This window comes from Thermoanaerobacter mathranii subsp. mathranii str. A3 (genome assembly GCF_000092965.1).
GTDB lineage: Bacteria > Bacillota > Thermoanaerobacteria > Thermoanaerobacterales > Thermoanaerobacteraceae > Thermoanaerobacter > Thermoanaerobacter thermocopriae.
Window position 1 is genome coordinate 1,839,576 of the sequence record NC_014209.1, and the last position, 26,811, is coordinate 1,866,386.

Genomic DNA, 26,811 nt, shown 5'->3' on the forward strand with positions numbered 1-26,811 from the left:
GGTGAAATCCATGAGAAAAAGAGTACTGTTATTAGCTTTGGTGTTTGCGCTTTTATTTACAAGTTCACATGTTGTTGCAGCTGAAAAATCCGAAGCTGTAGTTACAAATCAATCCGTTGTTGCAGCTGAAGAACCTGTAATTTATAAAGATACCATAACGGTTACCCAGGACGGCGGTAGATATCAGATAGGTTTTATAGAAGTTGAATTTAAGAAAGATTGGCTTGAAGCTGATAAACTGCCAGTAACCTTCGAGGTTAAAATCTATGCTGAAAATGGAAAAGGATACATCGAATTTTCACCGGACACACCACATTTCATCAAGAAGGTACATATTAGAGTAGATGATTACAAAGGATTGTTGTATGATGTAGCAAAAGGAGAAAACATCTACGTAAATTACAAACACAAGCACTTTACTGTGGAACATTTCTCTAGATATTGCTTTGCCCAATACTAAGCAATGATAACATTGGGAGGTGGCCTACCTCCTTCTATTTTTCTATTGATACTACTTGTTTAGAAACGAATAAATAGATATACCATTTAAGCCTTTATTCATGAAATAAATATGAGGTGTGACTATGTGCTTCGATTATTTACTGTTAGGCCATTTGCTGGGAGACTTCACTTTTCAGACAGATACCATCGCAGAAAATAAAGCTAAAAATTGGAAATGGAATCTCTACCATGCTTTCATTGTAACAATTTGTATGCTCGTTTTTGCGATTCCTTTTGGCACTCTCATCATGGGGTTGGTGCTTATAAACGGTGTTCTTCATTTTATCATTGATTTTTATAAATTTAAACTGCCTTGCAAAAGTCCCTTACATTCTTTATTTTATTTTGTGGCAGACCAGTCTTTACACCTTTTAATTATCTGGTTAATCTCAACTTTTTACAAAGGAGAGCCTTTCTATTTTCCTGTTGTTAAGGAGTTGCCCGGCCTTCTGATCACTCTTGTTTTAATAACATCTGCTGCATCTATACTGATTCAATACATACTCAGATTAATGTTTCCTTCCTCTAAGGAAAGTTTTTTTATAATTGGAAATGAAAAAGTTGCAGGCATCATAACAAGGCTCCTTATATTTTCCTCACTTTATTCTTCCTTGTACTTTGGGAAACCATTACTGTTAATTATTTTGGTAATTCTTGCAGCCAAAACTGTATATTATTATAGATACTGGCATCCTTTAATTACTCCAGCTTATTTTTATACTGGGCTTTTAATGGATTTTCTTATACCAGGAGCAGCTTTTATTATAAATTATTTATAAAAAACACAATCCCAAACGGAAGCGGGGTGCAGTAAGTTGTGAATACCTTTAGAACGCTAGTTTGTATCGAATCTGCCGAAAAATATAGAAATTTTCTCACTATAATCGAACAAAACTATGAAAACACACTGGTATTGTCAGATGTATCAGAGCTGCAAAAAGAACTGATGTCTAACGAAAAGACTATTAATGTCATTTTTATAGACAATATGCTGTTGGACAAAATAACCGACAGTTTATCCTCTATACTTGAACTCGAGAACAACTTCTGCATAGTACTGTTTGAAGAATATGTAAGCACCTATGAGAAAAGTTCCTTTATATACGATGTATTGGAATGTAACGATATATACAAAATAAGTAATTTTCTGATAAGATTGGAACGTGAATTGAACCGCAAGGCTCAACTCCTCTCTTTTCAAGATGAAATAAAGAGGTTTTATGATATTGGAAAAAAACTATCATCTGAAAAAGACCTCATGACATTGCTGGAATTAATCATTGAGACCTGTATGGACATGACCTCATCAGATGCCGTGACCATATATGCCATTATAGACAGCGATAGCGGTGAGTGGTCCTATTATGATAAAAACGCTAAAAACAAAATGCTAAAATTCATAATAGCTAAGAACAACAGCATAAAACTAAATTTGGAATCAATGACATTTCCGATTTCAAAAAACAGCATTGTTGGCTACGCCGTAATATCCGGAGAGCCCCTTCGAATTGATAACGCTTACTGCATACCAGAAGGCGCTGATTATCAATTTGACAGAAAATTTGATAATCTCACGGGCTACACGACTAAATCAATTCTTACAATACCTATGAAGGACCACCAAGACAGGGTATTGGGAGTAATTCAGTTGATCAATAAAAAGCAGGGCGATATCATTATCCCATTTAGCCTCAATGATGAAATGATTATTCACTCATTGGCGGGCCAAGCTGCAGTAGCCATAGAAAACAGCATACTCTACAAAAATATGGAAACCCTTTTGGAACAATACAGACAAACGATTTACGAAGAAATTACCAAACGAAGGCTGGCAGACGAAGAAATACACAAACTGTTGAGCGCCGTTGAACACAGCCCTGTCTCGGTCGTAATTACGGACATAAATGGAACCATTCAATATGTAAATCCCAAATTTACTGAAGTCACAGGTTATACTTACAAGGAAGTCATAGGTAAAAATCTTAACATTTTAAAATCAGGAAAACACACAAAAGAGTTCTATTACAACTTTTGGAATACAATATTGTCGGGTAAAGAATGGAGTGGAGAATTCTACAATAAGAAAAAAAATGGAGAGTTCTACTGGGATTCGACTCTTGTATCACCATTAAAAGATGAAAACGGCTCTATAAAGTATTTTATTGCTGTCAAGGAAGATGTCACCGAAAAGAAGTTACTCGCTCAAAAACTTGAAGAAAAAAATAGGAAGTTACAGGAAACAATAAAAAAGTTAAACGAAACTCAGACACAATTGATACAACAGGAAAAGATGGCTGGAATCGGCCAATTGGCTGCAGGAGTTGCTCATGAGATCAATAACCCACTGGGATTCATTATGAGTAATTTTGAAGTATTGCAAAAATATGCAAACGTACTAAAAGAAACTTTACTATATTATAAAGATTTCATATCTGCCTATCAAAGCTTAAACTTTGAAGAAGCGAAACTGAAAATCGAACATATTAAAAATTTTGAGAAAAAAAACAAAATGGACTTTATATTAGAAGACTTGTCCGAATTATTCCATGATACAAACATCGGGCTTGAACGGGTGAAAAATATAGTAAATGCTTTAAGGTCCTTCTCCCATATTGACCAATTGAACAATTTCGAGGAATATGACCTGAATGAAGGAATACGAACTACTTTACTTATAGCAAAAAGTAATCTGAAACATGACATAAATATTCGTGAAGACCTTGGCAATATCCCTTTAATACCAGCAATAGGAGGGGAAATAAATCAAGCTATATTAAATATAATTATGAATGCCGCTCAAGCTATCAGAATGAAAGGTATTGACAGCGGAGGAATCATCGAAATAAGAACTTATAATGATGAAAATTATGTATATTTAGAAGTCAAAGATAACGGCATAGGGATCGAAGAGAAAAACCTGAACAGAATTTTTGAACCTTTTTATACAACAAAGCCTATCGGAGAAGGGACAGGATTGGGATTAAGCATCACATATGATATAATTGTAAAAAAACACAATGGCGAAATCTTAGTTGAGAGCAAATACGGTGAAGGCGCCAAATTTGTCATTAAACTTCCTATTAAAAGAATTGAAAAAGATTCTATAATGAAAGATTAAAAGAAAATTTTATAAATTGCTCTCACCTATGAAGGTGAGAGCCCTTATTTTAGCTTGAAACTCCCTTTTTCCACTCTAAACTTAGACACATGGGCATGTACTTTAATATAAAAAGCGTGAGCCTCGAAATTGTACAAAAAAGTTTATTAATAACCGTAAAACTTTTATTAAAATTTTAATATACACCGATTTTTTTTAGTGGTATAATAGTAATGTAATATTTTATACCCTATCGATTAATTTAATATTTGCCACATGGGGTGCCGGCGTAACCGGCTGAGAAAAAGGTGTTGCCTTTTAACCCATCGAACCTGTTAGGTTAGTACCTGCGTAGGGATGTGGTCATCCACCATGGCTATAATCCCCATGGTTTATTTATTTTTTTTAAGGAGGTTTTTATTATGACACAATTGGAATACGCCCTTTCAGGTATTGTTACAAAAGAGATGAAAATAGTTGCAGAGTATGAAGGAGTTGACGAAGAATTTATTTTAGAAGGAGTTAAAAAAGGCGAGATAGTCATACCCTCAAATGTCAATCACAAAAATCTTATTCCCAAAGGCATAGGAAAAGGTTTAATGACAAAAGTAAATGCTAATATTGGAACATCTGATGCCTACCCTGAAATTGAAAAAGAAATTGAAAAGTTAAAAGTAGCTTTAAAAGCTGGAGCAGATGCGGTAATGGATTTAAGCACAGGGGGCGACATTAACCAATCTCGTAGAAAAATACTTGAAAATTCCCCTGTCCCTGTAGGTACTGTCCCCATGTATCAAGCAGCTGTAGAATCTATAACCAAATACGGCAGCATTGTAGCTATGCCTGAAGAATTTATTTTTGAAGTTATAGAAGAACAAGCAAAAGACGGAGTTGACTTTATTACAGTCCACTGTGGTCTAACATCTGAATCATTGAAAAAGCTTAAAGACAACGGCCGAGTGATGGATGTAGCAAGCCGCGGTGGCTCCTTTACAATTGCTTGGATGCTCCATAACGACAAAGAAAATCCTTTGTATAAACATTTTGATAGGCTCCTTGATATTGCTAAAAAATATGACATAACTTTAAGCTTAGGAGATGGACTACGTCCAGGTTGTCTTGAAGATGCTACAGACGCAGCACAAATTCAAGAACTTATAATCCTTGGTGAGCTTGTCAAAAGGTCTCGCGAAGCAGGAGTCCAAGTTATGGTAGAGGGACCTGGACATGTGCCAATTGACCAAATTGAAGCAAATGTAAAACTTCAAAAACAGCTTTGTCATAATGCTCCTTTTTATGTGCTTGGCCCTATTGTGACTGATATAGCTCCTGGTTATGACCACATAACTTCAGCAATCGGAGGAGCAATTGCAGCAGCTTCTGGTGCTGATTTCCTCTGCTATGTTACACCCGCTGAACATCTCGGGCTTCCAGATAAGGAAGATGTCAAAGAAGGCGTTATTGCAGCAAAAATTGCTGCCCATGCCGCGGATATAGCAAAAGGCATAAAGGGGGCTAGAGAAAAAGATTTGGCTATGGCCAAAGCAAGAAAAGCCTTAGAGTGGGATGAGCAAATAAAGCTTTCTATAGATCCTGATAAAGCTTTTAAATATCGCGTCAACAAAAACATATCTACAGCCAAAACTTGCAGTATGTGCGGAAAATTTTGCGCTATGAAAATTGTCAGTGAGTACCTTGGAACTTCAGCTATAACATGTTAATATAATTGCCATATTTATAGCCCCCTAATGTTTGAAAAAATGTGAGTGAGCAATTGCTCTCTCTTTTTTTTGATTTTTAATAAGATTCAGATTATTATAGCTGTCTGATAAAATTTTATCAAGTTTTCTTGCAAAAAGTAAAAAAATATAGCAAAATTATAATAAATAACGTATTCATCTTAAAAATATGGAGGGAAGTATTATGGAGGTAATTGAATTAGCTGCTCATTTAATGGCCTTATCAGCGAGAACAGCACCTAAAGCAGCTGGAAAAGACTTTATAGAAACAAAAGTTATTACCGGTGAAGACCTCATAAGATTAAAAGAGGATATGATGAAATATGGCGAAGAATTCGGAAAGAAAAATTTTGACAGAGACGCAAAAAACGTCGCTAGTTCAAGTGCAGTACTTTTAATTTCATTAAATAAACCAGAAAAAGTTGGACTAAATTGCGGTGCCTGCGGTTATAATCTCTGCACTAATCTAAGGGATTTTAGAGAAGGTACAGAATTCGCAGGTCCCATATGTGCATGGAGGCTCATCGACTTAGGAATAGCAGTAGGGTCCGCAGTTAAAACCGCCAGTATTTTGAATGTAGATAATCGAATTATGTATAGAATAGGTGTAAGTGCAAGAAGGTTAAAATTAATTGAAGGAGAAATTGTTATAGGCATTCCTCTTTCTGCGACAGGTAAGAACATATACTTCGATAGATAAAAACGCCAGGACTAACCTGGCGTTTTAGACTGTATACAAACTTTCGGAAATAGGATATTTTGCATAAGGCACGACTTGTGACAAAGCGTTAACAAAACTTAGCGAGGCCGAGGGCGGAGGCAGGGCCGAAGCCAAGGATGGCGGAGGCGGGCACCTGAGACAGGAGGTCGAATGTGCCCGGACCCCTGCCGGAACCCGAAGGTCGAGCTTAGTTTTGTCGCTTTGGAACATCGGAGTGACGATGCAAAATATCCTATTTTAAAAAATTTTTACTTTGTCAACAAGCTGAAACGCCAGGACTAACCTGGCGTTTTTTTTTTAAAATGACATAGCTGCTTTTACAATATCCTCCGCTGTCAAACCATAATGTTTTAAAAGTTCTTTAGGTGAACCTGACTGGCCAAATTGGTCTTTTATACCTATTCTCTTTACCTTTACTGGGTATTCTTCTGAAAGAACTTCTGCCACAGCAGACCCAAGCCCACCTATTATGCTGTGCTCTTCTGCTGTTATAACTTTGCCCGTCTTTTTAGCTACTTCTACTATTAAATCTTTGTCTATCGGCTTTATGGTGTGGATGTTGACCACTGTCGCCTCTATCCCTTCTTCTTTTAGTTTGTCTGCTGCTTCAATCGCTATGGCTACCATTACTCCTGTTGCTATTATCGCTATTTCTTTCCCTTCTCTTATTACTTCACCTTTTCCTAATTGGAATTTGTAGTTTTGATCGTGTATATCTGGTACTGCCATCCTCCCCAACCTTATGTATACTGGTCCATAGTGCTCTGCCGCCGCAAATATGGCTTGTCTCGTCTCTTCTGCATCGGCCGGGTTTATTACCACCATCCCTGGTATTCCTCTCATAAGGGATATATCCTCTATTGATTGGTGTGTCGCCCCGTCTTCTCCTACTGTTATACCAGCATGGGTAGCTGCTATCTTTACGTTTAAGTGTGGATAACCTATGGAGTTTCTAACTTGCTCGTATGCTCTTCCTGTTGCAAATATGGCAAAAGTGCTGGCAAAAGGAATTTTCCCGCAGGTAGCAAGTCCTGCTGCTGTTACCATCATGTCTTGTTCTGATATTCCTATATTGAAAAATCTATCTGGATATACTTTTTGAAAGTCCGCTGTCTTTGTGGATTTCGATAGGTCAGCGTCTAATACCACTACATCTTTGTTTTTTGCGCCTAATTCTACTAAGGCTTTTCCATAGGCTTCTCTTGTCGCCATAGCCATTTATACTCCACTCCCTTCAAGTTCTTGTATAGCTTTTTGTCTTTGTTCTTCGTTAGGTGCACTGCCATGCCATCCTACTTGATTTTCCATGAAGGATACGCCTTTCCCTTTTATTGTATGAGCTATTATCAATGTAGGTTTTCCTTTTGTAGCTTTTGCTTCTTCTATGGCTTTGTCTATTTGGTCAAAGTCGTGGCCGTCTATTTCTATTACGTGCCATCCAAAAGCCTTAAATTTGTCTGCTACTGGCTCTATGTTTTTTACTTCCCTGTTTGGACCGTCTATTTGTAAGCCGTTAAAGTCAAGTATTGCTGTTAAGTTGTCGAGTTTGTAATGGGCTGCTGTCATCGCTGCTTCCCATATTTGCCCTTCTTGTAATTCTCCATCTCCTAATATTACATAGACTCTATAGCCCTTTTTATCTAATTTTCCTGCCAATGCCATTCCATTTGCAGCAGAAAGCCCTTGACCTAATGACCCTGTAGTCATATCAAGTCCCGGTGTGGATTTCATATCGGGATGCCCCTGAAGTATTGAACCGAGCTTTCTTAAAGTTTTTAACTCTTCTTTTGGGAAAAAGCCTTTTTCAGCTAATACAGCATACAGGGCAGGAGCTGCATGACCTTTTGACAACACGAGTCTATCCCTATCTTCCCATTTGGGGTCGTCAGGTTTTACATTCATTTTTTCAAAATAGAGCAGGGTTAAAATATCTGCACAGGATAATGACCCACCAGGATGGCCAGAGCCTGCCTCTGCCAACATATTTATAATGTCAATTCTTACTTCTTTTGCCTTTTGCTTTAAAAATTCTTTGTCCATCTCAATACCTCCATTTCACATGTTTTTAAATCCTTCTCCTAAAACTTCATGGGCTGTTGATAGTATTACGAAAGCATTAGGGTCTATTTTTTTCACAAGGCTTCTTAAATTTGTAACTTCTCTACGAGTTACAACACACAATAAAACGTTTTTGTCTTTTTTTGAATATCCCCCTCTTCCTTTTAACTCTGTTACCCCCCTTTCCATTTCCTCCAAAATTGACTTACTGATTTCCTCATACTTATCAGAAATAATTATAGCAATTCTCTCATCGCCACTACCTTCTTGGATAAGGTCAATAACTTTAATAGAAATAAATTCAGTGGCAAAAGCATACAGAGCTAATTCCGGGCTGAAAACTATTCCTGCTAAAGTTATTATTATAAAGTCTATTATAAGCAGTATTCTACCCACACTTAAAAAGTGTATGTATTTATGCAAAGTCATAGCAGCCATATCTGTTCCACCAGTTGTCGCTCCATATTTTATTACAATGCCCAGCCCTACACCCATTATTATACCACCATATACTGCTGCTAACATAGTATCATGGGTAAGAGGTTTTAAAAAAGCCAATGCATCAATAGAAACACCTAATAAAATAGTTGAATACAGTGTTTTAGCTCCAAAACCTGTTCCTAAAGCTTTAGTCGAAATGATAAAAAGTGGAATATTTATTGCCAATGTAGCTGCTCCAATCGGCCATCCAAATAAATGTCGTAAAACAACTGCAAGTCCACTTACTCCACCAGGAGCAATCCTGTTAGGTGCCAAAAATAGGTCAAGAGACAAACTAACAAGTAATGTCCCTATCGTAACCCACAAAAAGTCTATTATTATTTTCCTAGCTGAAATTTTCATAAAGGCATTCCCCTTATCTTACAACTTCTCTTTTGTGTAGCAAAACTTTAATGGCAAATTTAGGAAGCGCCATCATTCTTTTATATCTCCAAGGCTCTTTAATCAATCTGTATAGCCACTCTAAGCCTAATTTTCTATAAATGTAGGGGGCTCTCTTAACTTTTCCAGCTATTACATCAAAGCTTCCTCCGACCCCCATTGCTATTTTTACCTTTAATTTATCTTTATTTTTATAAATCCATTTTTCTTGTTTAGGAGCACCTAAAGCCACAAAAAGAACTTCTGCACCTTTATTATTTATCTCTTCTATGATTTTATTTTCTTCCTCCTCAGTAAAATAACCATGATGGGTCCCTACTATTTTGACTCCTGGATATAATTTTTCTAAATTAGCACGAGCTTGTTCTGCAACTTGACAAGCTGCACCTAATAAATAAATTTTAACGCCTTTAGAAGATATATCCTTTATAAATTCTAACATAAGGTCAAAACCTGCCACTCTTTCAAGCAGCGGTTTTTTAAAAACTTTTGAAGCAAAAACAATGCCACTTCCATCTGGGACATTTAAATCAGTATTATTTAATATTTCCATATATTCTTTATCTTTCTGTGCCATCATTACAATTTCTGCATTAGGCGTAGCAACAATGTGCAGTCTGTTTTCTTGCAAAAAATTATTTAAAATATCTACTGCTTGTATCATTGTCACTCGATCTATTGGCACTCCAAATATATCTAATCTTTCCATCTTCACACCTCAAATTTATTATGTTCAAATAATATGTCAAAATTCTTTTTTGTTCTTTCTTTTAGCTCAACTAAACGCTTAGACATATTATTTATATACTCTTCTTTTCGCTGTAAAATTGAATTTACTTTTTTTAAAATGTCTTCGGCAGTAAAAGAATTAATATCTCCGGCACTGCTTTCACCAACGGATTTTAGAAACCCCTCCACTTTAGGGTCATAAGATATACCAACAAATGGAACCAAGGATATAAACGCAAAAATTAAAGAATGCAGTCTTACACCTATCAATAAGCTGCTGCCTTTAATGATACTCAAAATCTCTTCTATCTCGTATTTCCCAGTTAAAATCTGATAAGGCATTTTCATATAAGTAGCAACCCTATCGCTCTCTTCTATATCTTCGTGATAAAAAGGAAGAAAAACAATTTTATATCCATAATCCTGGGCAATAAAATCTGCAGCACTGGCCAACTCAACCCTTGATAATTCAGAATTTCCCCATTCTCTCGTGCAAATCAAAACATATTCTGAGGAATTTAAATCAATTCCTTCTTTCTCAAGGATTTTATCAAAAACTTTTTTGTCATCACCAACAGAAAAGTTTACCACAAGGTCTGCTGCTAATACTGCCTCTTTTTTGACATTTAGCTGTTTCAAATACTCTTTTGATAATTCATCTCTTACAGCTATTCCATCAACTTTATCTAAAATTCTTGCAGTAAGCCATCTGTTAAATTTTTTATCAACTGGACCAATACCTTGCCCTATAACATACACTTTTTTCCTCAGAAATTTTCCCATAAGCATTATCCCTAGATAATACCACAAACTCTTACTACTGGTTTTATCTTGTATAAGACTACCACCGCCACTTACCAATACATCTGCCTGTTTTAGCGTTTTATATATTTCTTTAAAAGAGTTCCTATTTACTGCTTTTACGTTGTACTTTTTAGAAGTTTCATCAGGTTTATTAGAAAGAACTGTTATATCTGTTATACCTCTTTCTTTTAAACCTTCTACCAGACATTTTAGAACAGCTTCATCCCCAATATTATCAAATCCGTAATAGCCGGATATGACTGTTTTCATATCAATACTCCCTTTTTATATTTTTTAAGGTCTTGTCCACTATAAATACAGCAATCATGCCAATTAAAGCCCCCAACACCCAACCAATTACAGTACGCTCTATCGCAATTGGAAGCACGCTTCCGATATGGCTAAAAGTATTAACAATTGACAAGATACCTATTGAAGCAAATATTCCCATAATAAATGCCCAGCCTTTGGAATTTTTAAAAGCAGCATAAATTGCTAATATAATCGCAGGGTCACCTATTAAAAACTCTTTAGTCCGAGGCCTTGCTACAAGAGTATGCTCAAGAAAGTCTCTAAATTTAAGTTCTAACTCTGTTGGCTTAACAATAGGTTCATTGCCCGTCCTTGAAATGTATATAATTCCAATGATCCCTGCTATAACAATAGCTACCAAATGCCATACTTTTATGTCTATGTTTAAAAATTCCTTTATTCTTTCCATAAAAGTCTTCCAGTCATTGGCATCGTATATCTTTACAATATAGTATAAAACATAAAACAGTAAAGGTAGTACAAAAGAAAGTTTTACACCCCTAAAATAGTCAATTTTCAACATATATTTGCTATCAGCCATTATAGCCGCTATACTAAGAGCCCCTACAAAAGAAATCAATAGCGAATTAATAAATATTTTTAAAGAGGTATATGTGAAACTGAGATTTTTCTTCCTGTCCAATATTTCTTTCATTTTGTCTATAAAATATCCTATCCCAAGAGAAGGAAAAATTATAGAAGAAGCTAATGCTACTGCTTTGACCCCTAAATCGTTAAATCTGCTTACCAGCACTAAAGAAGTCAGTATAGCCCCCAACAATCCTGATAAAATTAGCACATAGTCTCCAATTCCTAACATCTGCAAAAGCAATAAGCCGGCGGCAATAACTCCCAAACTTATGAGTATTTCCGTAAGCTTTGACTGATGAAGTTCAGAAAGAGGTTTAGCAACACCAACTTTTAACCCCACTTTTTTTATGTATTTTGTCATGTCTTCTATCATAGATTTATTTTGTTCTATATTGTAATCCGCACTTTTAAAATGTTCTATCTTCGCTCTCATATAAATAATTCTCACATTTCTCTCTATCATTCCTCTATACCATCTATTTATTATTTCAGAAGCATCGTATTTTTGAGTTTCTGCTTCTGAAACTCCAAAGACTTTTATCCCCTTATAGCTATCAAACTTAGCAAATTTATTCATTCCCTCTTGAAGTTTCTTACCCATTGGTACATCTATAATGCCCACATTTATGTCATTTTTCTTAAACAGTGAAGCTGCATACAGTATCTTTTCTGGGTTTCCTAAAACATCAGTCCCATTAAAGATTACAGTCTTTACATTAAATTTTTTTAATATATCAACATATTCTTCTATGTCTTTATCTTTTATACCTGTGAAATTTTCAATTCGCGGTATCACATCAAAGCCTAACGACTTTACCAGTCCTAAATCGCTTTCATCAAATCCTAACCCCTTTGTTATAAAAACATCTTTGGGTTTATTGATAACAAAGGCATAGCTACCTCTCTTTTCAAGCACTTTTAATCCGTCTTCAGGCACTCTTTTTGTTAAAGCCTCTTTAAGAAAATTGAATATCTTTACATCTTTTGTTGTTACAACTATGTAATTGCCATACTGCTCTCTTTCCTTATCTGTAAGACTCTTTAAGTAGTCTTCCAATGCTTCATTCCCTAAATTTGAAGATAATAAATAAAGATTTATTACGTCTTTTAAAAGGCTTAAAGAAATTTCACCAGATTGTTGAAGGTTTTCCAGAGTAACCTCATTTACAGCAACACCTATAAGACCAGCTGATTTCATATCAGAAAGTACAGAAGTTAAGTCTCTGCCTGTTACAGACGCAAGGTCTTTGAAACTTTTTAAATCTCCTACAATTTCTACTGTGTCATACTTGTTCTCCACTTTTATTCTGTTTACGTCTACCAAAACAGATACTATTAAAGACAGCGCAATAATTATTATAAGTATTTTCTTTAGATTCAAGTTAATCTCTCCTTTATTATTTCCTTTTCTGGAGAATTAAAATGTAAACTTACAACTACTCATATTATATCACAAAATTTTCGTTAACGCATAAAAAAACAGCGCACAGCGCTGTTAATTTTTTGTATATTTACCTATTACGACTATGTATGTTCGTTTTGTCGCTTTTATTCCTCTACCATCAGATCGTGGAAAAAGCAAAAGGTGATTGGCAGGTATAATATCATTATTTTTTAAATTTGTACCTGCAGTAAGGTCTGCCACTCCATCAGTTTTTGTAACAATTACTGCTGAATTTGCACTTCTCACTATTGCCTGTGTACCACCTTCCATGGTTAAAACTTCGCCAGCATTTAATTCCACTACCTCATAGCTTGTCCCTGTCTTTGCCTCTTTTAGCTTATCATCCACATAAGCTTTTACTTCATTATATTGCGAATCAACATAGCTTTTACTAACAAGAGGGTCTTGCTGACTTCCTGGTTCAGAATTTTGGTCAGCATAACCAACACTTAAAGCCACTAAAATTGCAACAAAAACCAGTATAAGTGCATAACCTTTTTTCATTTGTTCTTCCTCCTATAATTTCACTCTCCTACCTCTATTTTATAAAAAAATAAATGATATTTCAACAAAAAATAAGAACTTATCCTAAGATAAGTCCTTAAAAGTCAATTAACCCCAAACTTATTTGCAAAGCTTCATTGACTTTCTCCATCATTTCCTGGTCAAAATGGCCAATTTTTTCTCTTAAACGTTTTTTGTCAATAGTCCTAATTTGTTCTAACAATACTACAGAATCTTTGTTAAGTCCATATTCTGCCCCATTTATTTCAACATGAGTGGGCAATTTGGCTTTGTTGATCTGAGAGGTAATTGCCGCTACTATTACTGTTGGACTATATTTATTGCCAATATCATTTTGAATTATAAGTACAGGCCGAATTCCGCCCTGTTCAGAGCCTATTACAGGGCTTAAATCGGCATAAAAAATATCTCCCCTCTTTATCACCATAGTCAATCACACTTTTTCAATTTCATTTCGTATCCTGTAAAGCATTCGTTTTCTGCGGTTAGGCCCATTTCCGCAAGTTCACTGTTAATCGCTGCCATCTCAAGATATCCCTTTTTCATGCTCTCTCGTATTTGAATTTTTTTCTTCTCCCGTATATATAATTTCATCGCTTCTCTTATAAATTCACTGCGGTTCCTGTTTTCCATAGCGGCAAGAACATCAACCTCTTCTAATAAACTCTGCGGCAAGCTCACAAGTATTCGCTTTGTTTCGCCCACTTTTAGGACCTCCTTACGCACTTATATAATTTATTATATATTACTATATATAATGATGTCAATCATTTGTAAATTTTATACTATAAAAGCTAAATTTTTAAATAATTTTTTCCCCAACTACCTTTCCCTTGTAAATATATATTCGAGGTACCCTGCTGGATATTCCACAATATACTTCATAAGGTATAGTATTTAATTTTTTAGCAATCTCCTCAGCTGTTATTTTTTCTCCCTCTTGATTTCCAAAAATAATTACATCATCACCTACTTCTACTCCTTCTATATCGGTAACATCTATCATCGTTTGGTCCATACAAATCCTTCCAACCACAGCAGCATATTTCCCTTTCACTAGCACATGATAATTATTAGAAAGTAATCTATTAAAACCGTCAGCATACCCTACAGGCAAGGTAGCAATTTTACTCTTTCTTTTAGTTATAAATGTCTTTCCATAACTTATGGAAGTGCCTTCGGGCACTTCTTTTATATATACTATTTTAGTTTTAAAACCCATAGTCTGTCTTAAATCCAATGGTCTTTTGACTTCTTCTGAAGGATAACTACCGTATAGAACTATTCCTGGTCTCACCATATCTAAATAAGTATATTTAAGGTCAATAATTGCTCCACTGTTAGCCATATGTTTTAAAGGAATGTTTATCCTTTTTTCTTTTAACCTTTCTAATAATTTTTTGAACATATCAAACTGTTGTTCAGCATAGCTCTTATCTTTTTCATCAGAAGTAGCAAAATGACTAAATATACCTTCTACCTCTACCCCTTCCATTTCCATCATTTTTTCTATTTCTTTTTCTGCTACCTTTAAATCCGTATATCCTATCCGTCCCATGCCTGTATCAATTTTTACATGTACTTTAGCTTTTTTACCCACATTTAAAGCAATTTTTTCTAAGTCTTCAACATAGTTTATATCAAAAACAGTTTGAGTTATATTGTGCACAATTAATTCTTCGGCCTGAGTTAAAGGAGTATATCCAAAAACGAGTATGGGAATATTAATTCCGCATTCCCTTAATTCTAACGCCTCTTCTATTGTCGCTACCCCCAAATAGCAAACCCCATTTTCTACCAAGACTTTTGCTACGTGACAAGCGCCATGACCATAAGCATTGGCTTTCACTACACCCATTATTTTTACTTTCTTGCCCACCCATCTTTTTACTTCACTCAAATTATGCGCTATATTATCCAAATATATTTCTGCTCTTGTTGGCCTTATATTATCAAACATTAAAAGTCCCCCTTGTTTTTCACCTCAAGGATTTTATCACTTTAAGTATCTCTTCTCCATCTACATCCCCAGTTACAGTAATTCTTATTTGCAAGCCATTTACCATCGTAGTATATTCCTTTTTGCCATTGTCTTTTTCTTTATAATACACTCCTTCTTTCAAAAAGAATCCTTTTTCATTAGTTATTTCGCTTTTGTCAACAACAGTTTCAAAAATTTCTATTAAATTCTTACCCGAAGTATACACAAAAATAACTCCATTATTTTCATTAACATTTACCAACACATTTAAAAGTTTAAAGCCTTGTGGCAAATATACAGGCATTACAGGATTTAATCCACAATATTTATAAACCTCTTTTACATCTATTTCTATTGCTGAAGAATCCAAAAAATTCGCAGCCAACGTTGTTACACTATCTTTAGTAAATAATTTATCATCTATCTCGGGATTATACTTAAAATCTTTATAGGTTATTCTGGAGAAAATGTTATTGTTAATATCAAAAATTGTTAATTCTTCAGGTATCAAATTTTTTTTAGAAAAAGCCATTTGTTCCTTGTACATAAAAACATTTTTGTCCAAAATAGGAACTGTTATTAAATAAAATTTATCTATTTCTCCTTTTTCTATTTCTCCACCTGAATTATAGTTTTTTATAAAAGAAGTAATCATCGAATACAAAGGAATCTCTTGTGTGTTTTCTGCTACAAAAACTTGATTTACCCTTGCAAAATACACATAACTTCTTTTTCCGTCATACACAATAATTTTATCTATACTCCCATTTTCATCCAAAACTTCTAATCGTAATTTTCCTTTTTTGTAAAACTGCATTACTGTATATTTGCTCTCTATCTTGTTGTTATAAAGCTCTACATTTGCTGTGGCAGTATAACTTTCTAATTTATTTAATTGTTCTTTAATATACACAAAAGGATCTTTAACTTTTTTCGCTTTTGTTCCACAGCCTGAAAGAAAAAATATAATTACAAAAGCAATCACAAAAAAACTTTTTTTCAACAATTCTCACCCTCTTACAAACCGCATTTAAGAGCATCCGGAATGTTCTCAAGTATATCCATCGCTGTCATTCCATACTCTCCCACATATTCTCTGGCGATATCTCCCGCCTTTCCATGATAAAATACCCCATAAATTGCCGCTTTTTCTTCGCTAAACCCTTGAGCCAAAAAAGCTGTAATCATCCCTGTTAGGACGTCTCCACTTCCAGCAGTTGCCATACCAGGATTGCCTGTGCTATTTATATATATGCTACCTTCTTTAGTAGCTATTACTGTTTTAGCACCTTTAAGTACAAGTGTCACTTTGTACCTATCAATAAAAGTTTTTGCAACTTCAAAAAGATTATTCTTAATCTCATCTGTGGTAAGACCTGTCAATCTCGACATTTCCCCATAATGGGGAGTGAGAATAATTCTTTTGCCTTGTATAACTTCCAATCTTCCTACCAAAGCATTAAGAGCATCAGCATCTAAAACTACAGGCTTATCTACATTTTTTACAATGTCATACACCAACTGTGAAATATCTTTGTCATGAGTCAATCCCGGTCCTATAGCAATAACATCACTTTCATCTATTAACTTAAGTACACTACTTAAAGCATTATAGGACAAAATGCCATTTTTCTCCTCTAATCCATAGGTTATGACTTCATAAAGTGCTCCCTGAATTACTGATTGGGCACTTTGGGGAACTGCTAATTTCACCAATCCGCAACCTGTCTTAATAGCACTTTTAGCACAAAGATATGCTGCTCCTGTCATATTTTTAGAGCCAGCTATAATCAAAGCTTTTCCATAATCTCCCTTATGAGTATCCCCAAGCCGTTTTGGAACTTTTACATCTTCTGAAGTCACAAGGTTATAATCATAACCTATCTCCGCTGCTAACCGGTAAGGAATTCCTATTTCAGCAGCACGAACTTCTCCTACATAATCGACACCTGGATACACTAATAAGCCAGGTTTTACAAACTGCATAGTAACTGTTTTACTAGCCTTAATAGCGCAACCTTCTATTTTACCCGTATCAGCATTTAATCCAGAAGGAATATCGACAGATACCACAATTTTATTTGCTTGGTTTATCATTTCTATAATATCTTTTACTATACCTGTTATTCTTCCTTTAAGTCCAATTCCATAAATAGCATCTACAATGACATCGCTCTCTTTAATAGCTTTTTCCAAAAATTTTAGATGTTCTCTTTGAGTAATTTCCGCTACATAGATCCCCATATTTAGGATTGCATCTAAATTTACTTTTGCATCTCCTGAAATAGCACCTATACTTGTAGTTAAAAATACTTTTACATCGGCTCCCCAATTATAAAGATTTCTAGCCACTACATAACCATCTCCCCCATTATTTCCTTTCCCTGATATGATTATTACAGAGTTTAAATTTTTCTCTTCCAAAATCTTTTTTACTTCTAGTGCTGTTTCTCTTCCCGCATTTTCCATTAGACATATAGAAGGAATTCCTATTTTTTCTATAGCTATTTTTTCAACTTCTCTCATCTGTTTTGATGTCAGCACTATCATTTTTTTCACCTCCAATAGCAATAGCACAGCTTATAGCATGGGTTTTTGTATGAGAAATAGATAGCTTTATATCCCTTATTCCCTTTTTGTCCGCAATACTTTTAGCTTTCCCTTTTAAAATTACAACAGGCGCTCCCTTTTCATTGTGACATATTTCAATATCTTTCCAGCTAAAACTACCTATACCTGTTCCTAAGACTTTTGAGACGCTTTCTTTCGCGGAAAAAAAACCCGCTATATGGGTCAAGTTCCTCCTTTTACTGTTAAAATACTCTATCTCCTTTTGAGTAAATATTCGTTCCAAAAATTTAGAATATGTATTAAAAGCTTTTTTTATCCTTTCAACTTCTACAATATCCGTTCCAACAAATATTTCCATATCTTAGTTCCTCCACTTCTCCTAATTACAATATATTATTTCTCTATTAAATCACAAAATCCTTCAAAAAAATAAAAGAAGGTGTAACACCTTCTTAAATAGCAACCTTACACAATTGGGCTTGTCTATCATAGTCCGTTATGTAATCCTCCCATATATCGTCAATTATTTCATACAGATGAAGAGGCGACACTGTCATTTCTTTAAAGAATTGTGCCAGCTTGTCCACTTTTTCAAAGTAAGGGCTTATATTTGTCACTTTTTCTTCTATTATTTCAATTTTCCCCTTTTCACCATCAAAAATTTCTTGATGAATCTTTATTCCATACGACGGCAATTTTACTTCCTCTTTTCCGTTAAAAACACCTATTTCTGACATAACCACTATGTAGTGAGTAGTTATGTTTCTCTTTTCTTCCTCCCTTGTCGATATGTACTCGCTCACTTTCCTGTAATACATCTTACTATCCCCTCCAATTTATTTTTTAAGATTAATTATTAACTTACAATATATATTAATATATTCTATTTTTTTGTAAAAAATCCTTTATTTTTTAGAAAATTTTTTATCGACAGAAAAAACTCTTTTTTTACCTTAACAAACATTTAATAAGCTCCTGCAAAGCTATTTGGTGCTTTTTGTGACATCGAAAACTGTAGATTATGCTAATATTAAAACTACACCTGTCGAAAAAAAATTTGCAAGATGCCAAAAACGCTAATCAAAGTTTTAATATCTCCTTTATTTTATCAATATATTTTTTTCCTGACCTTTCCCCATGTAAAATCATGCTTAAATATGGCTCACTGGTGCCTATTAACCGGGATAGTTCTTTTTGTGTCATATTGAGTTCTGCTAATCTATCATTCACTAACTTCCCAAAATCTGTCAACTTTCTTTTTTTCATCAAAGTACCCCCTTATTTTCCCTGCAAACAAAGGTTATATATTTATTCAGTAGGAATAGTAAAATATTTGTGTTAAAATAGATAATGATTAAAAGTTAACTATATTTAAATATATATCTGAATTACGAAAATGTCAATACTAATATCGTAATTCAGAAAGGGAGGAGTGTTATGGATACAGTTGGCGAACGCATAAAATACGCCCGTAAAAAAAATAATTTGACTATAACAGCTTTAAGCAAACTCACAGGATTATCTGTTGGAAATTTAAGTGACCTTGAAAATAACAAATCAATGCCTTCTTCCAATGCTTTGATAAAGTTAAAAAACGCCCTTAATGTTTCAATAGATTGGCTTCTTACTGGGCAACAAATAGAATATGTAAAAGAAGAAGAGGCAAAATATTTATCGAGGGAAGAGTTTGAAAACATCAGTGAAAAGGATAAAATAATTTTTAAAGCTTTTGAAATGTTGCCTGAGGAAAGAAAGAAAGATATAGAAGGGTATATAAAAGTGAGTTTGAATACCACTGATTTAGAAAAGTATATAAAAAAAGAAAAGGAAGTGTAATTTTAACCATTATGATTAATAATTAATCATAATGGCAAAAGATAACGGCTGCACTTTGCAGCCGTTATCTTTATTCGCCCATGAACATTTTTAAATCATCTTCTACATTTGTAATGCCACCAATGCCAAATTTATCAACTAACACTTTTGTAACATTTGGTGACAAGAAAGCAGGAAGCGTAGGTCCTAAATGAATATTTTTTACTCCAAGGTATAAAAGGGCCAAAAGCACTATAACAGCCTTTTGTTCATACCATGCAATGTTGTAAGATATAGGAAGTTCGTTTATATCATTTAAGCCAAAGACTTCTTTAAGCTTCATGGCTATTAAAGCCAATGAGTATGAGTCATTGCATTGTCCTGCATCTAAAACTCTGGGAATTCCGTTTATGTCTCCAAGGTTTAACTTGTTGTACCTGTATTTTGCACAGCCTGCAGTTAAAATGACTGTATCTTTGGGAAGAGCTTTAGCAAATTCGGTATAATAGGTTCTGCTCTTCATTCTGCCATCGCAGCCTGCCATTACGAAAAATCTCTTTATAGCTCCTGTCTTTACTGCTTCTACAATTTTATCTGCCAGCTCTAAAACTTGGTTATGAGCAAAACCTCCAATTATTTCTCCTCTTTCAATTTCAACAGGTGGCTTGCATCTTTTTGCATGTTCAATTATTTCTGAAAAGTCCTTTTTTCCATCAGGACCTTCTGGAATGTGTTTTGCTCCCTCAAAGCCTACAACACCTGTAGTGTAAACTCTATCTTTGTAGGAATCTTTTGGAGGCACAAGACAGTTTGTAGTCATTAAAATTGGTCCGTTAAATAATTCAAACTCTTTGTCTTGCTTCCACCATGCATTTCCATAGTTACCAACAAAATGTGGATATTTCTTAAAAGTCGGGTAATAATGAGCAGGAAGCATTTCTCCGTGGGTATAAACGTCAACCCCTGTACCAGCAGTTTGCTCCAACAATTGCTCTAAGTCTTTCAAATCATGACCGCTTATCAATATTCCAGGATTATTTCTCACACCAATATTAACTTTTGTTATTTCAGGATGGCCATAAGTCGATGTATTCGCTTTATCAAGAAGTGCCATTGTATCAACGCCAAATTTTCCTGCCTCGAGTGCAAGAGCCACATAATCATCTGCAGTCAAGCTGTCATCTAAAATTTTAGCTAAAGCCTTTTCCATAAACCTAAATATATTATCATCTTTGTATCCCAGCTGATATGCGTGATATGCATAAGCCGCCATACCTTTTACACCATAAGTGATAAGCTCTCTTAATGACCTTATATCTTCGTCTTTTGTAGATAAAACTCCTACCTCACGAGCTATTGCCTCTATATCTTCATCTGTACCATAAACCCAGTTTATAGCTTCAATGGATTCATCTACTTCAATTTCTGCTTTTTTGAGGTCTTGTTTTATTTCCTCCCTTAATGCAACAGCTTCTTTTATTTTGTTAATAAAGAAGTTTTTGTCAAAGTTAACGTTAGTTATTGTGGAAAATAATCCCTCAATAAGGAATCTGTCCGTCTTATCTTTATTTACTCCTGCTTCTCTAGCCTTTAAATTTAGATAAGATATACCTTTCAATGTAAAAACCAGCAAATCTTGAAGATTTGCAACATCGTCTGTCTTGCCGCATACACCTCGTACTGTACAGCCTATGCCCTGAGAAGCTTCTTGACATTGATAGCAAAACATGCTCATTTTACTTCCTCCTTTTTTAAGCTTTTGTCCACAAATTATGATAAACTAAAAGTTCAATAGAATCTGTGATAAAAATCACAAAATAAAAACTCCAAATGAACATAATTCATTTGGAGTCAAACATTTATTGTATCCATTTCTATATTTTCTATATAAGCATCTGTATTTTTTTCAATATAGTCTACAACCTCTTGAACTATTTTATGTGTTAAAACAGCATCACTGCCACACACCGAAAAACCTATGACAATTGATTTGTGTAAATTTTGGTTTTCTATTTCGCATATAGATACATTATAATGACTTTTTACCTTACCTACAATGCTTCTTACAATCATTCTTTTTTCTTTTAATGAATGAACCCAATTGGCATGTAGATATACTTTACAATAAGATACAATCATATATATCCCCTTACCTAACTTCCTTCAGGAAATTTTTACAATATAATTATACCTTACAATATTATGCTTTTTCAATAAAATCACACCTTCTTTATCTAATGCGTACTATAAAGGTAGATAGAGAGGAGTGTGAACATATGAAATGGCTAATCATTTCAGGGTTTGCAATATCATCAAGCATAGATAATTTTGGAGTAGGCATTTCCTATGGTATACGAAATATACGAATAAGTATTCTTTCCAATACAATCATCGCAATAATCTCTTTTTTATTTAGCATGTCTGGAATATTTTTTGGTAAATGGTTAAATAAAACCCTGCCAGGATCACTACCTTTAATTGTAGGAGCATTTCTGCTTTTTATAATAGGACTTAGAATTATTTTACTGGCTGTTCCTCGTAAAACGTCTTCCAAAAATATACAACGAATATCATCAAAGACTACTTCTATAAAAAAAATTTTGGAAAATCCTGAAATCGTAGATTTGGATAAATCCGGAGAAATCAATTTATGGGAAGCAATCCTTTTGGGAATTGTCCTTTCAGCAAATGCTCTGACAAACGGACTGGGAGCAGGGCTTTTGGGTTTTTGTCCCTTTGCTATATCTTTCACTACATCAATTGGAAGCTTTGTTTCTGTATGGGCAGGAGTACAATTAGGGGCAAAAGTTGCTAATATGCGAATAGGCTCTTTTACCATCGGACAATTTGGCACGATTCTAAGCGGGGTTATTTTACTTATAATAGCTTATAAAACTTTGTTCTAAGCCTTAAGGTACTAAAAGTTTAAGCCGGAAAACCCGGCTTAAACTTTTTATCTATTTTGAAAGTCATACACCATTTTTGATATCTGCCTTATTACAGTATATGCATAGGAGTCGTCAGAACCATCTACATCATTTGCAAGTACAGTTAATATATAAGGTCTCGCCGGATGGAAAACTATCGCTGTATCATTTACTACATTGGACAAATTACCTATTTTGTGTGCTACCTCTATTCCATCTGGTATAGGATAAGATATTCTATCATTATATATGGTATTTTTAAGATAATACATTAATTCTCCTGCAGTATCCGGATGAGCATTTACATAATCTAAAAGTTTTTTCATATACATACTCATATCTCTTGGAGAAGTAATATTGCTGCTGTAGGGTATTACATAGGCTCCTAATTTTTCCATAAATTTTATATAATTATCCCTTCCTACAACTCTCATAATCATATTGGAGGCTATATTATCACTCTCTTCAATCGAACGTCTTGAAAGCTCTCTTATAGTATAATAACTTCCAACAGGGTCTGCCTGTATAGAACCGGCACCCCCTTCATAGTCAGCTTGAGTGTATTGCACCTTCATATTAGGGTCTATTTTTCCATCGGTTATAAGAGTATAAAGGTAAAAGTTAAGAGGTACTTTATAAGTGCTTGCTGCAATAAACGAATCATAACCGTTTATTTCTAAAGTTTGCCCTGTATTTAAGTCAATAAAGTAAACTCCGTATTTGCCAGGATATTGAGATATCAATGCCTGAATGTTATTTTTAAGTTCTTGATAATTTGTAGCATTGTTCAATTGTTGTGGCACTTCAACAGGCGGATGAGGAATTAAAATCTTTTGCCCAACATATAAGCTATCCCCATCATTTAATCCATTTGTATCTATTATATTTTGGACATTCGTTCCATGGCGCTTTGCTATAAAGTATAAGTTATCCCCTGGCTTAACAGAGTAAACTATCGGGTCAGCCCAGGAAACAGTTTCAAGAACAGCATATGTCTTAGGACCTACAATTCCATCGGGCACAAGATTTTTGGACCTTTGAAAGTCTAAAACTCCATTTAATGTCATTTTACCAAATATGCCGTCAACAGTGCCTGTATCAAATCCCGCTTTATTTAACATGGCTTGTAATTCTTTTACATCAGTCCCATACGTCCCGCTATATAAAAGCCTTGACCCAAAAGTGAATTTTGGAAGATTTCTTGCAAACGAAAATATAGGTATCAATACAACAATAGCAATAATAAGAATCCATGAAAGTATCTTTTTTACATTCTTCAATTTTATCACCCCATTCAATTCCAATTATACTGTATATAATATCATATTTCAACAAACATATATATCCATATATAACAGCTTATATATATTTTTTTAATAAAAAATTTTTTAATGGAAATATTAAATATGAGGTGATTTAAATATGCGCTCAATGTGGAAAGGAGCAATAAGTTTTGGTCTTGTAAGTATCCCCATAAAACTGTATACCGCTACAGAAGACCATGCCATACATTTTAGGCAACTTCATAAAGAATGTAAAACTCCTATAAAATATGAAAAAATCTGCCCTGTATGTAATAGACCCATTTCAGATGAGGAAATAGTGCGAGGATATGAATACGAACCAGGTAAATTTGTCATTATAGATGAGGAAGATTTGGAAAGGATACCTATGCCAACAGTTAAAACCATTGATATAGTAGATTTTACCGATATAGGACAAATAGACCCCATATATTATGATAAAACATATTTCATTGTACCCGAAGATATTGGTACAAAGCCTTATGTACTTTTAAGAGATTCTATGAAAGAAACAAAACGAGTTGCAATAGCGAAAGTGGTAATCAGGTCCAAGCAAAGCCTCGCATGCATACGAGTGTACGATGAAAAATATATGGTCATGGAAACAATGCATTTTCCTGATGAAATAAAAAGCACAAACCAACTTCCTCCTTTAAGAGAAGTCAACTTGCATGAAAATGAAATAAAAATGGCCAAACAACTTGTTGATACTCTAACCTCAGATTTCAAACCCGAAAAATATGATGATAACTACAGAAAGACGTTAATTGAAATGATTGAGTCAAAGATACAAGACAAAGAAATAGAAATTCCTCAAAAAGCACCTGAAGCTGACAATGTCCTCGATTTAGTAAGTGCACTAAAAGCGAGTATTGAATCTGTAAAAAAAGAAGAAAAAGCAAAAAAAGGTCGCAAAAGAAAAGGCGCATAAAGGAAGAGTGGCTATGACTATGATAGAAGAAAAAATATCACCTATGCTGGCATTCAGTAGTGACCCTTTTGATAATCCTGAATGGATATATGAAATCAAATGGGATGGTTCAAGAACTATCGCTTTTCTTTCAAATAAAACAAGGCTTCAAGATAGAAGGCTTGTTGATATAACCCACCAGTTTCCGGATTTAGCATTGCTTCATAAACAAATAAAAGCAAAAGAAGCAATACTTGACGGTGAACTGGTAGTCTTAAAAAACGGCAAGCCTAGTTACAAAAGCATTATGTCGAGAAAGCATCAACAAAATTTAGTAAAAATAAATCTTTTAAGCAAGATAATGCCCGTAATTTTCATAACATGGGATATATTATACTTAAACGGCAAATCTCTTGTAGAATTGCCACTTATAGAGAGAAAAGATATACTTAGAAAAACAGTTAAAGAAAGCGAGGTCATAAAAATATCTGATTTTATTTTTGAACATGGCAAAAGGCTTTTTGAAGAGACAGGCAAAAGGGGACTTGAAGGAATTGTCGCCAAAAAAGTTGATTCAAAATATTTAATAGGGAAAAGGAGTAAACTGTGGCTTAAGTCAAAACATTTTATTGTAATAAATGCAGTTATTATAGGGTACAGAACTGATAAAACAGCTCTTATATTGGGACTTTACGATGAGGAAAATAATTTAATAAACATAGGAAGTTGTGAATCAGGCCTATCCCAGAAGGAATTAAAAGCATTTTATGAAGTTGCCAAGGAGATAAAAGCTCCAGATAATTATTATAACTTTAAAGAAAAAAATGTGCAATGGTTAAAGCCTTTGCTAACATGTAAAGTGAGATTTATGGAATGGTCTGAAAACATGAAAATGAGGGCACCTTCTTTTATTCAATTTGAGTATAATGTAAAGCCAGAAGAGTGCAGGTTTGAGTAAACTCACTTCAAAAACTTGATATAAACTTTCCTTCTCCTTGGACCATCAAACTCGCAAAAATAAATACCCTGCCAAGTTCCTAAAAGTGGTTTTCCATTTTCAATAATTAAAGTTACTGAACTTCCCATAAGAGACGCTTTTATATGGGCATCTGAATTGCCTTCCATATGTTTAAAACGCATATTAGGAATTACTCTTTCTAAAGCCGCCATTATATCTTCTCTTACAGTTGGATCCGCATTTTCGTTTATTGTAACTCCCGCTGTTGTATGAGGCACAAAGATAACACAAGCCCCATCAACAATGCCAGATTTCCTAATCTCCTGCATCACCATATCAGTAATATCCACCATCACTTCTCTTACCGGTGTATTTATCTCAAAAACAATCATAATAACTCCTCCATTTTTAATTTTCTGGATTTGCTTTCTATAATAGCAAATTGTTTAATGTCATGTCAACATGCCTTTAAATATTATTAGTTCATAAATTCACTGTTAATTTAAAAAAAACCCCTTTCCATTTCCAATCCCTCAAACCCGCATAAAATCTACATGGCATTTTCTGGGAGGCAATAAACTTTTTCCGTAATTAAGCTATATTTCTACTAAAATTTCCCAATGTATGCTCTACTTTGTGCGAAAAAAGTCTTTCCAAATGGAGCAGGGTCAAGGATGAAAGGAAAAAGGGATAAGTGGCGTAAACCTTGATTTTTCGAGGCCTTACCACTTATCCCTTCGTTATTCCTTTACCCTTTATCCTTATTCCTTAATCTATCCTTTTCCCTTTCTTACCCCTCAACGGAACTACTTTTTTCGCATGGGTGGGAAGATTAAATGAAAAATACACAGTTTGGAAATAAGTGGTAAGGGTTAAGGTTTAGTTTTAAAACAAAATATACAATTATTAAAATCTTTTATTACCAAAATTACGAAAAATTTT

The 26,811-nt window shown here is 34.3% G+C and carries 28 protein-coding genes and 1 riboswitch; of the genes, 9 read left to right on the forward strand and 19 right to left on the reverse strand.

Annotated features, from left to right (window positions below):
- The first annotated feature begins 10 nt into the window (after positions 1 to 10).
- The 5 genes from TMATH_RS09085 to TMATH_RS09105 all read left to right on the forward strand — a co-directional run bounded on the left by TMATH_RS09085 (position 11) and on the right by TMATH_RS09105 (position 6,037).
- A complete protein-coding gene (locus tag TMATH_RS09085; RefSeq protein ID WP_013150736.1) occupies positions 11 to 460 on the forward strand; it encodes a hypothetical protein in 450 nt (149 codons plus the stop codon).
- Between the two features lie 124 nt (positions 461 to 584).
- On the forward strand, positions 585 to 1,280 hold the full coding sequence (locus TMATH_RS11460) for a DUF3307 domain-containing protein (RefSeq protein WP_013150737.1): 696 nt from the start codon (positions 585 to 587) through the stop codon (positions 1,278 to 1,280).
- A 38-nt stretch (positions 1,281 to 1,318) separates the two neighbouring features.
- Positions 1,319 to 3,619, forward strand: a complete 2,301-nt coding sequence (locus TMATH_RS11465) for a PAS domain S-box protein (protein ID WP_013150738.1) — start codon at positions 1,319 to 1,321, stop codon at positions 3,617 to 3,619.
- A 246-nt stretch (positions 3,620 to 3,865) separates the two neighbouring features.
- Positions 3,866 to 3,973: riboswitch (TPP riboswitch) on the forward strand.
- Positions 3,974 to 4,020: 47 nt separating this feature from the next.
- Positions 4,021 to 5,319, forward strand: a complete 1,299-nt coding sequence (gene thiC / locus TMATH_RS09100; protein WP_013150739.1) for a phosphomethylpyrimidine synthase ThiC — start codon at positions 4,021 to 4,023, stop codon at positions 5,317 to 5,319.
- Between the two features lie 202 nt (positions 5,320 to 5,521).
- A complete protein-coding gene (locus tag TMATH_RS09105) occupies positions 5,522 to 6,037 on the forward strand; it encodes a ferredoxin domain-containing protein (RefSeq protein WP_013150740.1) in 516 nt (171 codons plus the stop codon).
- A 318-nt stretch (positions 6,038 to 6,355) separates the two neighbouring features.
- On the opposite strand, the gene TMATH_RS09110 is transcribed toward TMATH_RS09105, so the two are convergent.
- The 15 genes from TMATH_RS09110 to TMATH_RS09180 form a co-directional block, all read right to left on the reverse strand.
- A complete protein-coding gene (locus tag TMATH_RS09110) occupies positions 6,356 to 7,276 on the reverse strand; it encodes a transketolase family protein (protein ID WP_013150741.1) in 921 nt (306 codons plus the stop codon).
- On the reverse strand, positions 7,277 to 8,098 hold the full coding sequence (locus tag TMATH_RS09115; RefSeq protein ID WP_013150742.1) for a transketolase: 822 nt from the start codon (positions 8,096 to 8,098) through the stop codon (positions 7,277 to 7,279).
- 15 nt (positions 8,099 to 8,113) lie between these two features.
- Complete coding sequence (locus TMATH_RS09120; RefSeq protein WP_012995803.1) at positions 8,114 to 8,959, reverse strand: YitT family protein; 846 nt, start codon at positions 8,957 to 8,959, stop codon at positions 8,114 to 8,116.
- A gap of 13 nt (positions 8,960 to 8,972) precedes the next feature.
- Positions 8,973 to 9,707, reverse strand: coding sequence for a WecB/TagA/CpsF family glycosyltransferase (locus TMATH_RS09125; RefSeq protein ID WP_013150743.1), 735 nt, complete (start codon positions 9,705 to 9,707; stop codon positions 8,973 to 8,975).
- A 2-nt stretch (positions 9,708 to 9,709) separates the two neighbouring features.
- The gene (csaB, locus tag TMATH_RS09130; RefSeq protein ID WP_013150744.1) at positions 9,710 to 10,801 is read right to left on the reverse strand and encodes a polysaccharide pyruvyl transferase CsaB; all 1,092 of its coding nucleotides are present in this window, start codon (positions 10,799 to 10,801) and stop codon (positions 9,710 to 9,712) included.
- A gap of 1 nt (position 10,802) precedes the next feature.
- Positions 10,803 to 12,815 carry a DUF5693 family protein gene (locus TMATH_RS09135; RefSeq protein ID WP_013150745.1) on the reverse strand — a complete coding sequence of 671 codons (2,013 nt, stop codon included), beginning with the start codon at positions 12,813 to 12,815 and terminating at the stop codon, positions 10,803 to 10,805.
- A 114-nt stretch (positions 12,816 to 12,929) separates the two neighbouring features.
- Complete coding sequence (locus tag TMATH_RS09140; protein ID WP_013150746.1) at positions 12,930 to 13,382, reverse strand: hypothetical protein; 453 nt, start codon at positions 13,380 to 13,382, stop codon at positions 12,930 to 12,932.
- Between the two features lie 97 nt (positions 13,383 to 13,479).
- Positions 13,480 to 13,830: a type II toxin-antitoxin system PemK/MazF family toxin gene (locus TMATH_RS09145; protein ID WP_003867472.1), complete on the reverse strand. Its 351-nt coding sequence runs from the start codon at positions 13,828 to 13,830 to the stop codon at positions 13,480 to 13,482.
- Positions 13,831 to 13,832: 2 nt separating this feature from the next.
- On the reverse strand, positions 13,833 to 14,108 hold the full coding sequence (locus TMATH_RS09150) for a CopG family ribbon-helix-helix protein (protein WP_003867471.1): 276 nt from the start codon (positions 14,106 to 14,108) through the stop codon (positions 13,833 to 13,835).
- A 97-nt stretch (positions 14,109 to 14,205) separates the two neighbouring features.
- Positions 14,206 to 15,363: an alanine racemase gene (alr, locus tag TMATH_RS09155; RefSeq protein WP_013150747.1), complete on the reverse strand. Its 1,158-nt coding sequence runs from the start codon at positions 15,361 to 15,363 to the stop codon at positions 14,206 to 14,208.
- A 19-nt stretch (positions 15,364 to 15,382) separates the two neighbouring features.
- Positions 15,383 to 16,390, reverse strand: coding sequence for a LolA family protein (locus TMATH_RS09160; protein WP_013150748.1), 1,008 nt, complete (start codon positions 16,388 to 16,390; stop codon positions 15,383 to 15,385).
- A gap of 11 nt (positions 16,391 to 16,401) precedes the next feature.
- Positions 16,402 to 17,934, reverse strand: coding sequence for a bifunctional ADP-dependent NAD(P)H-hydrate dehydratase/NAD(P)H-hydrate epimerase (locus TMATH_RS09165; protein WP_013150749.1), 1,533 nt, complete (start codon positions 17,932 to 17,934; stop codon positions 16,402 to 16,404).
- Positions 17,897 to 18,313: a holo-ACP synthase gene (gene acpS, locus TMATH_RS09170; RefSeq protein ID WP_012995812.1), complete on the reverse strand. Its 417-nt coding sequence runs from the start codon at positions 18,311 to 18,313 to the stop codon at positions 17,897 to 17,899. The genes TMATH_RS09165 and acpS overlap by 38 nt, the downstream gene beginning before the upstream one ends.
- A gap of 94 nt (positions 18,314 to 18,407) precedes the next feature.
- On the reverse strand, positions 18,408 to 18,773 hold the full coding sequence (locus tag TMATH_RS09175) for a DUF6514 family protein (protein WP_013150750.1): 366 nt from the start codon (positions 18,771 to 18,773) through the stop codon (positions 18,408 to 18,410).
- 262 nt (positions 18,774 to 19,035) lie between these two features.
- Complete coding sequence (locus tag TMATH_RS09180) at positions 19,036 to 19,221, reverse strand: helix-turn-helix domain-containing protein (protein WP_012995814.1); 186 nt, start codon at positions 19,219 to 19,221, stop codon at positions 19,036 to 19,038.
- 171 nt (positions 19,222 to 19,392) lie between these two features.
- On the opposite strand from TMATH_RS09180, the gene TMATH_RS09185 reads away from it, so the two are divergent.
- A complete protein-coding gene (locus TMATH_RS09185) occupies positions 19,393 to 19,791 on the forward strand; it encodes a helix-turn-helix domain-containing protein (RefSeq protein WP_012995815.1) in 399 nt (132 codons plus the stop codon).
- Between the two features lie 70 nt (positions 19,792 to 19,861).
- Here the strand turns inward: TMATH_RS09185 and hcp are convergent, their stop codons facing one another.
- Positions 19,862 to 21,505, reverse strand: coding sequence for a hydroxylamine reductase (gene hcp, locus TMATH_RS09190; RefSeq protein ID WP_013150751.1), 1,644 nt, complete (start codon positions 21,503 to 21,505; stop codon positions 19,862 to 19,864).
- A 116-nt stretch (positions 21,506 to 21,621) separates the two neighbouring features.
- Positions 21,622 to 21,909, reverse strand: a complete 288-nt coding sequence (locus tag TMATH_RS09195) for a DUF503 domain-containing protein (protein WP_013150752.1) — start codon at positions 21,907 to 21,909, stop codon at positions 21,622 to 21,624.
- A gap of 98 nt (positions 21,910 to 22,007) precedes the next feature.
- On the opposite strand from TMATH_RS09195, the gene ytaF reads away from it, so the two are divergent.
- A complete protein-coding gene (ytaF, locus tag TMATH_RS09200) occupies positions 22,008 to 22,676 on the forward strand; it encodes a sporulation membrane protein YtaF (protein WP_255549648.1) in 669 nt (222 codons plus the stop codon).
- A 47-nt stretch (positions 22,677 to 22,723) separates the two neighbouring features.
- Here ytaF and TMATH_RS09205 read toward each other — a convergent pair whose 3' ends face one another.
- Positions 22,724 to 23,977: a serine hydrolase gene (locus tag TMATH_RS09205; RefSeq protein WP_198002287.1), complete on the reverse strand. Its 1,254-nt coding sequence runs from the start codon at positions 23,975 to 23,977 to the stop codon at positions 22,724 to 22,726.
- Positions 23,978 to 24,119: 142 nt separating this feature from the next.
- On the opposite strand from TMATH_RS09205, the gene ku reads away from it, so the two are divergent.
- Together ku and ligD are read left to right on the forward strand one after the other, a co-directional pair.
- Positions 24,120 to 24,932 (forward strand): non-homologous end joining protein Ku, encoded by an 813-nt coding sequence (gene ku, locus TMATH_RS09210; protein WP_013150755.1) that lies wholly within the window; start codon positions 24,120 to 24,122, stop codon positions 24,930 to 24,932.
- Positions 24,933 to 24,945: 13 nt separating this feature from the next.
- Complete coding sequence (gene ligD / locus TMATH_RS09215; protein WP_012995821.1) at positions 24,946 to 25,869, forward strand: non-homologous end-joining DNA ligase; 924 nt, start codon at positions 24,946 to 24,948, stop codon at positions 25,867 to 25,869.
- 2 nt (positions 25,870 to 25,871) lie between these two features.
- Here ligD and TMATH_RS09220 read toward each other — a convergent pair whose 3' ends face one another.
- Positions 25,872 to 26,261: a secondary thiamine-phosphate synthase enzyme YjbQ gene (locus tag TMATH_RS09220; RefSeq protein WP_012995822.1), complete on the reverse strand. Its 390-nt coding sequence runs from the start codon at positions 26,259 to 26,261 to the stop codon at positions 25,872 to 25,874.
- Positions 26,262 to 26,811: the final 550 nt, after the last annotated feature.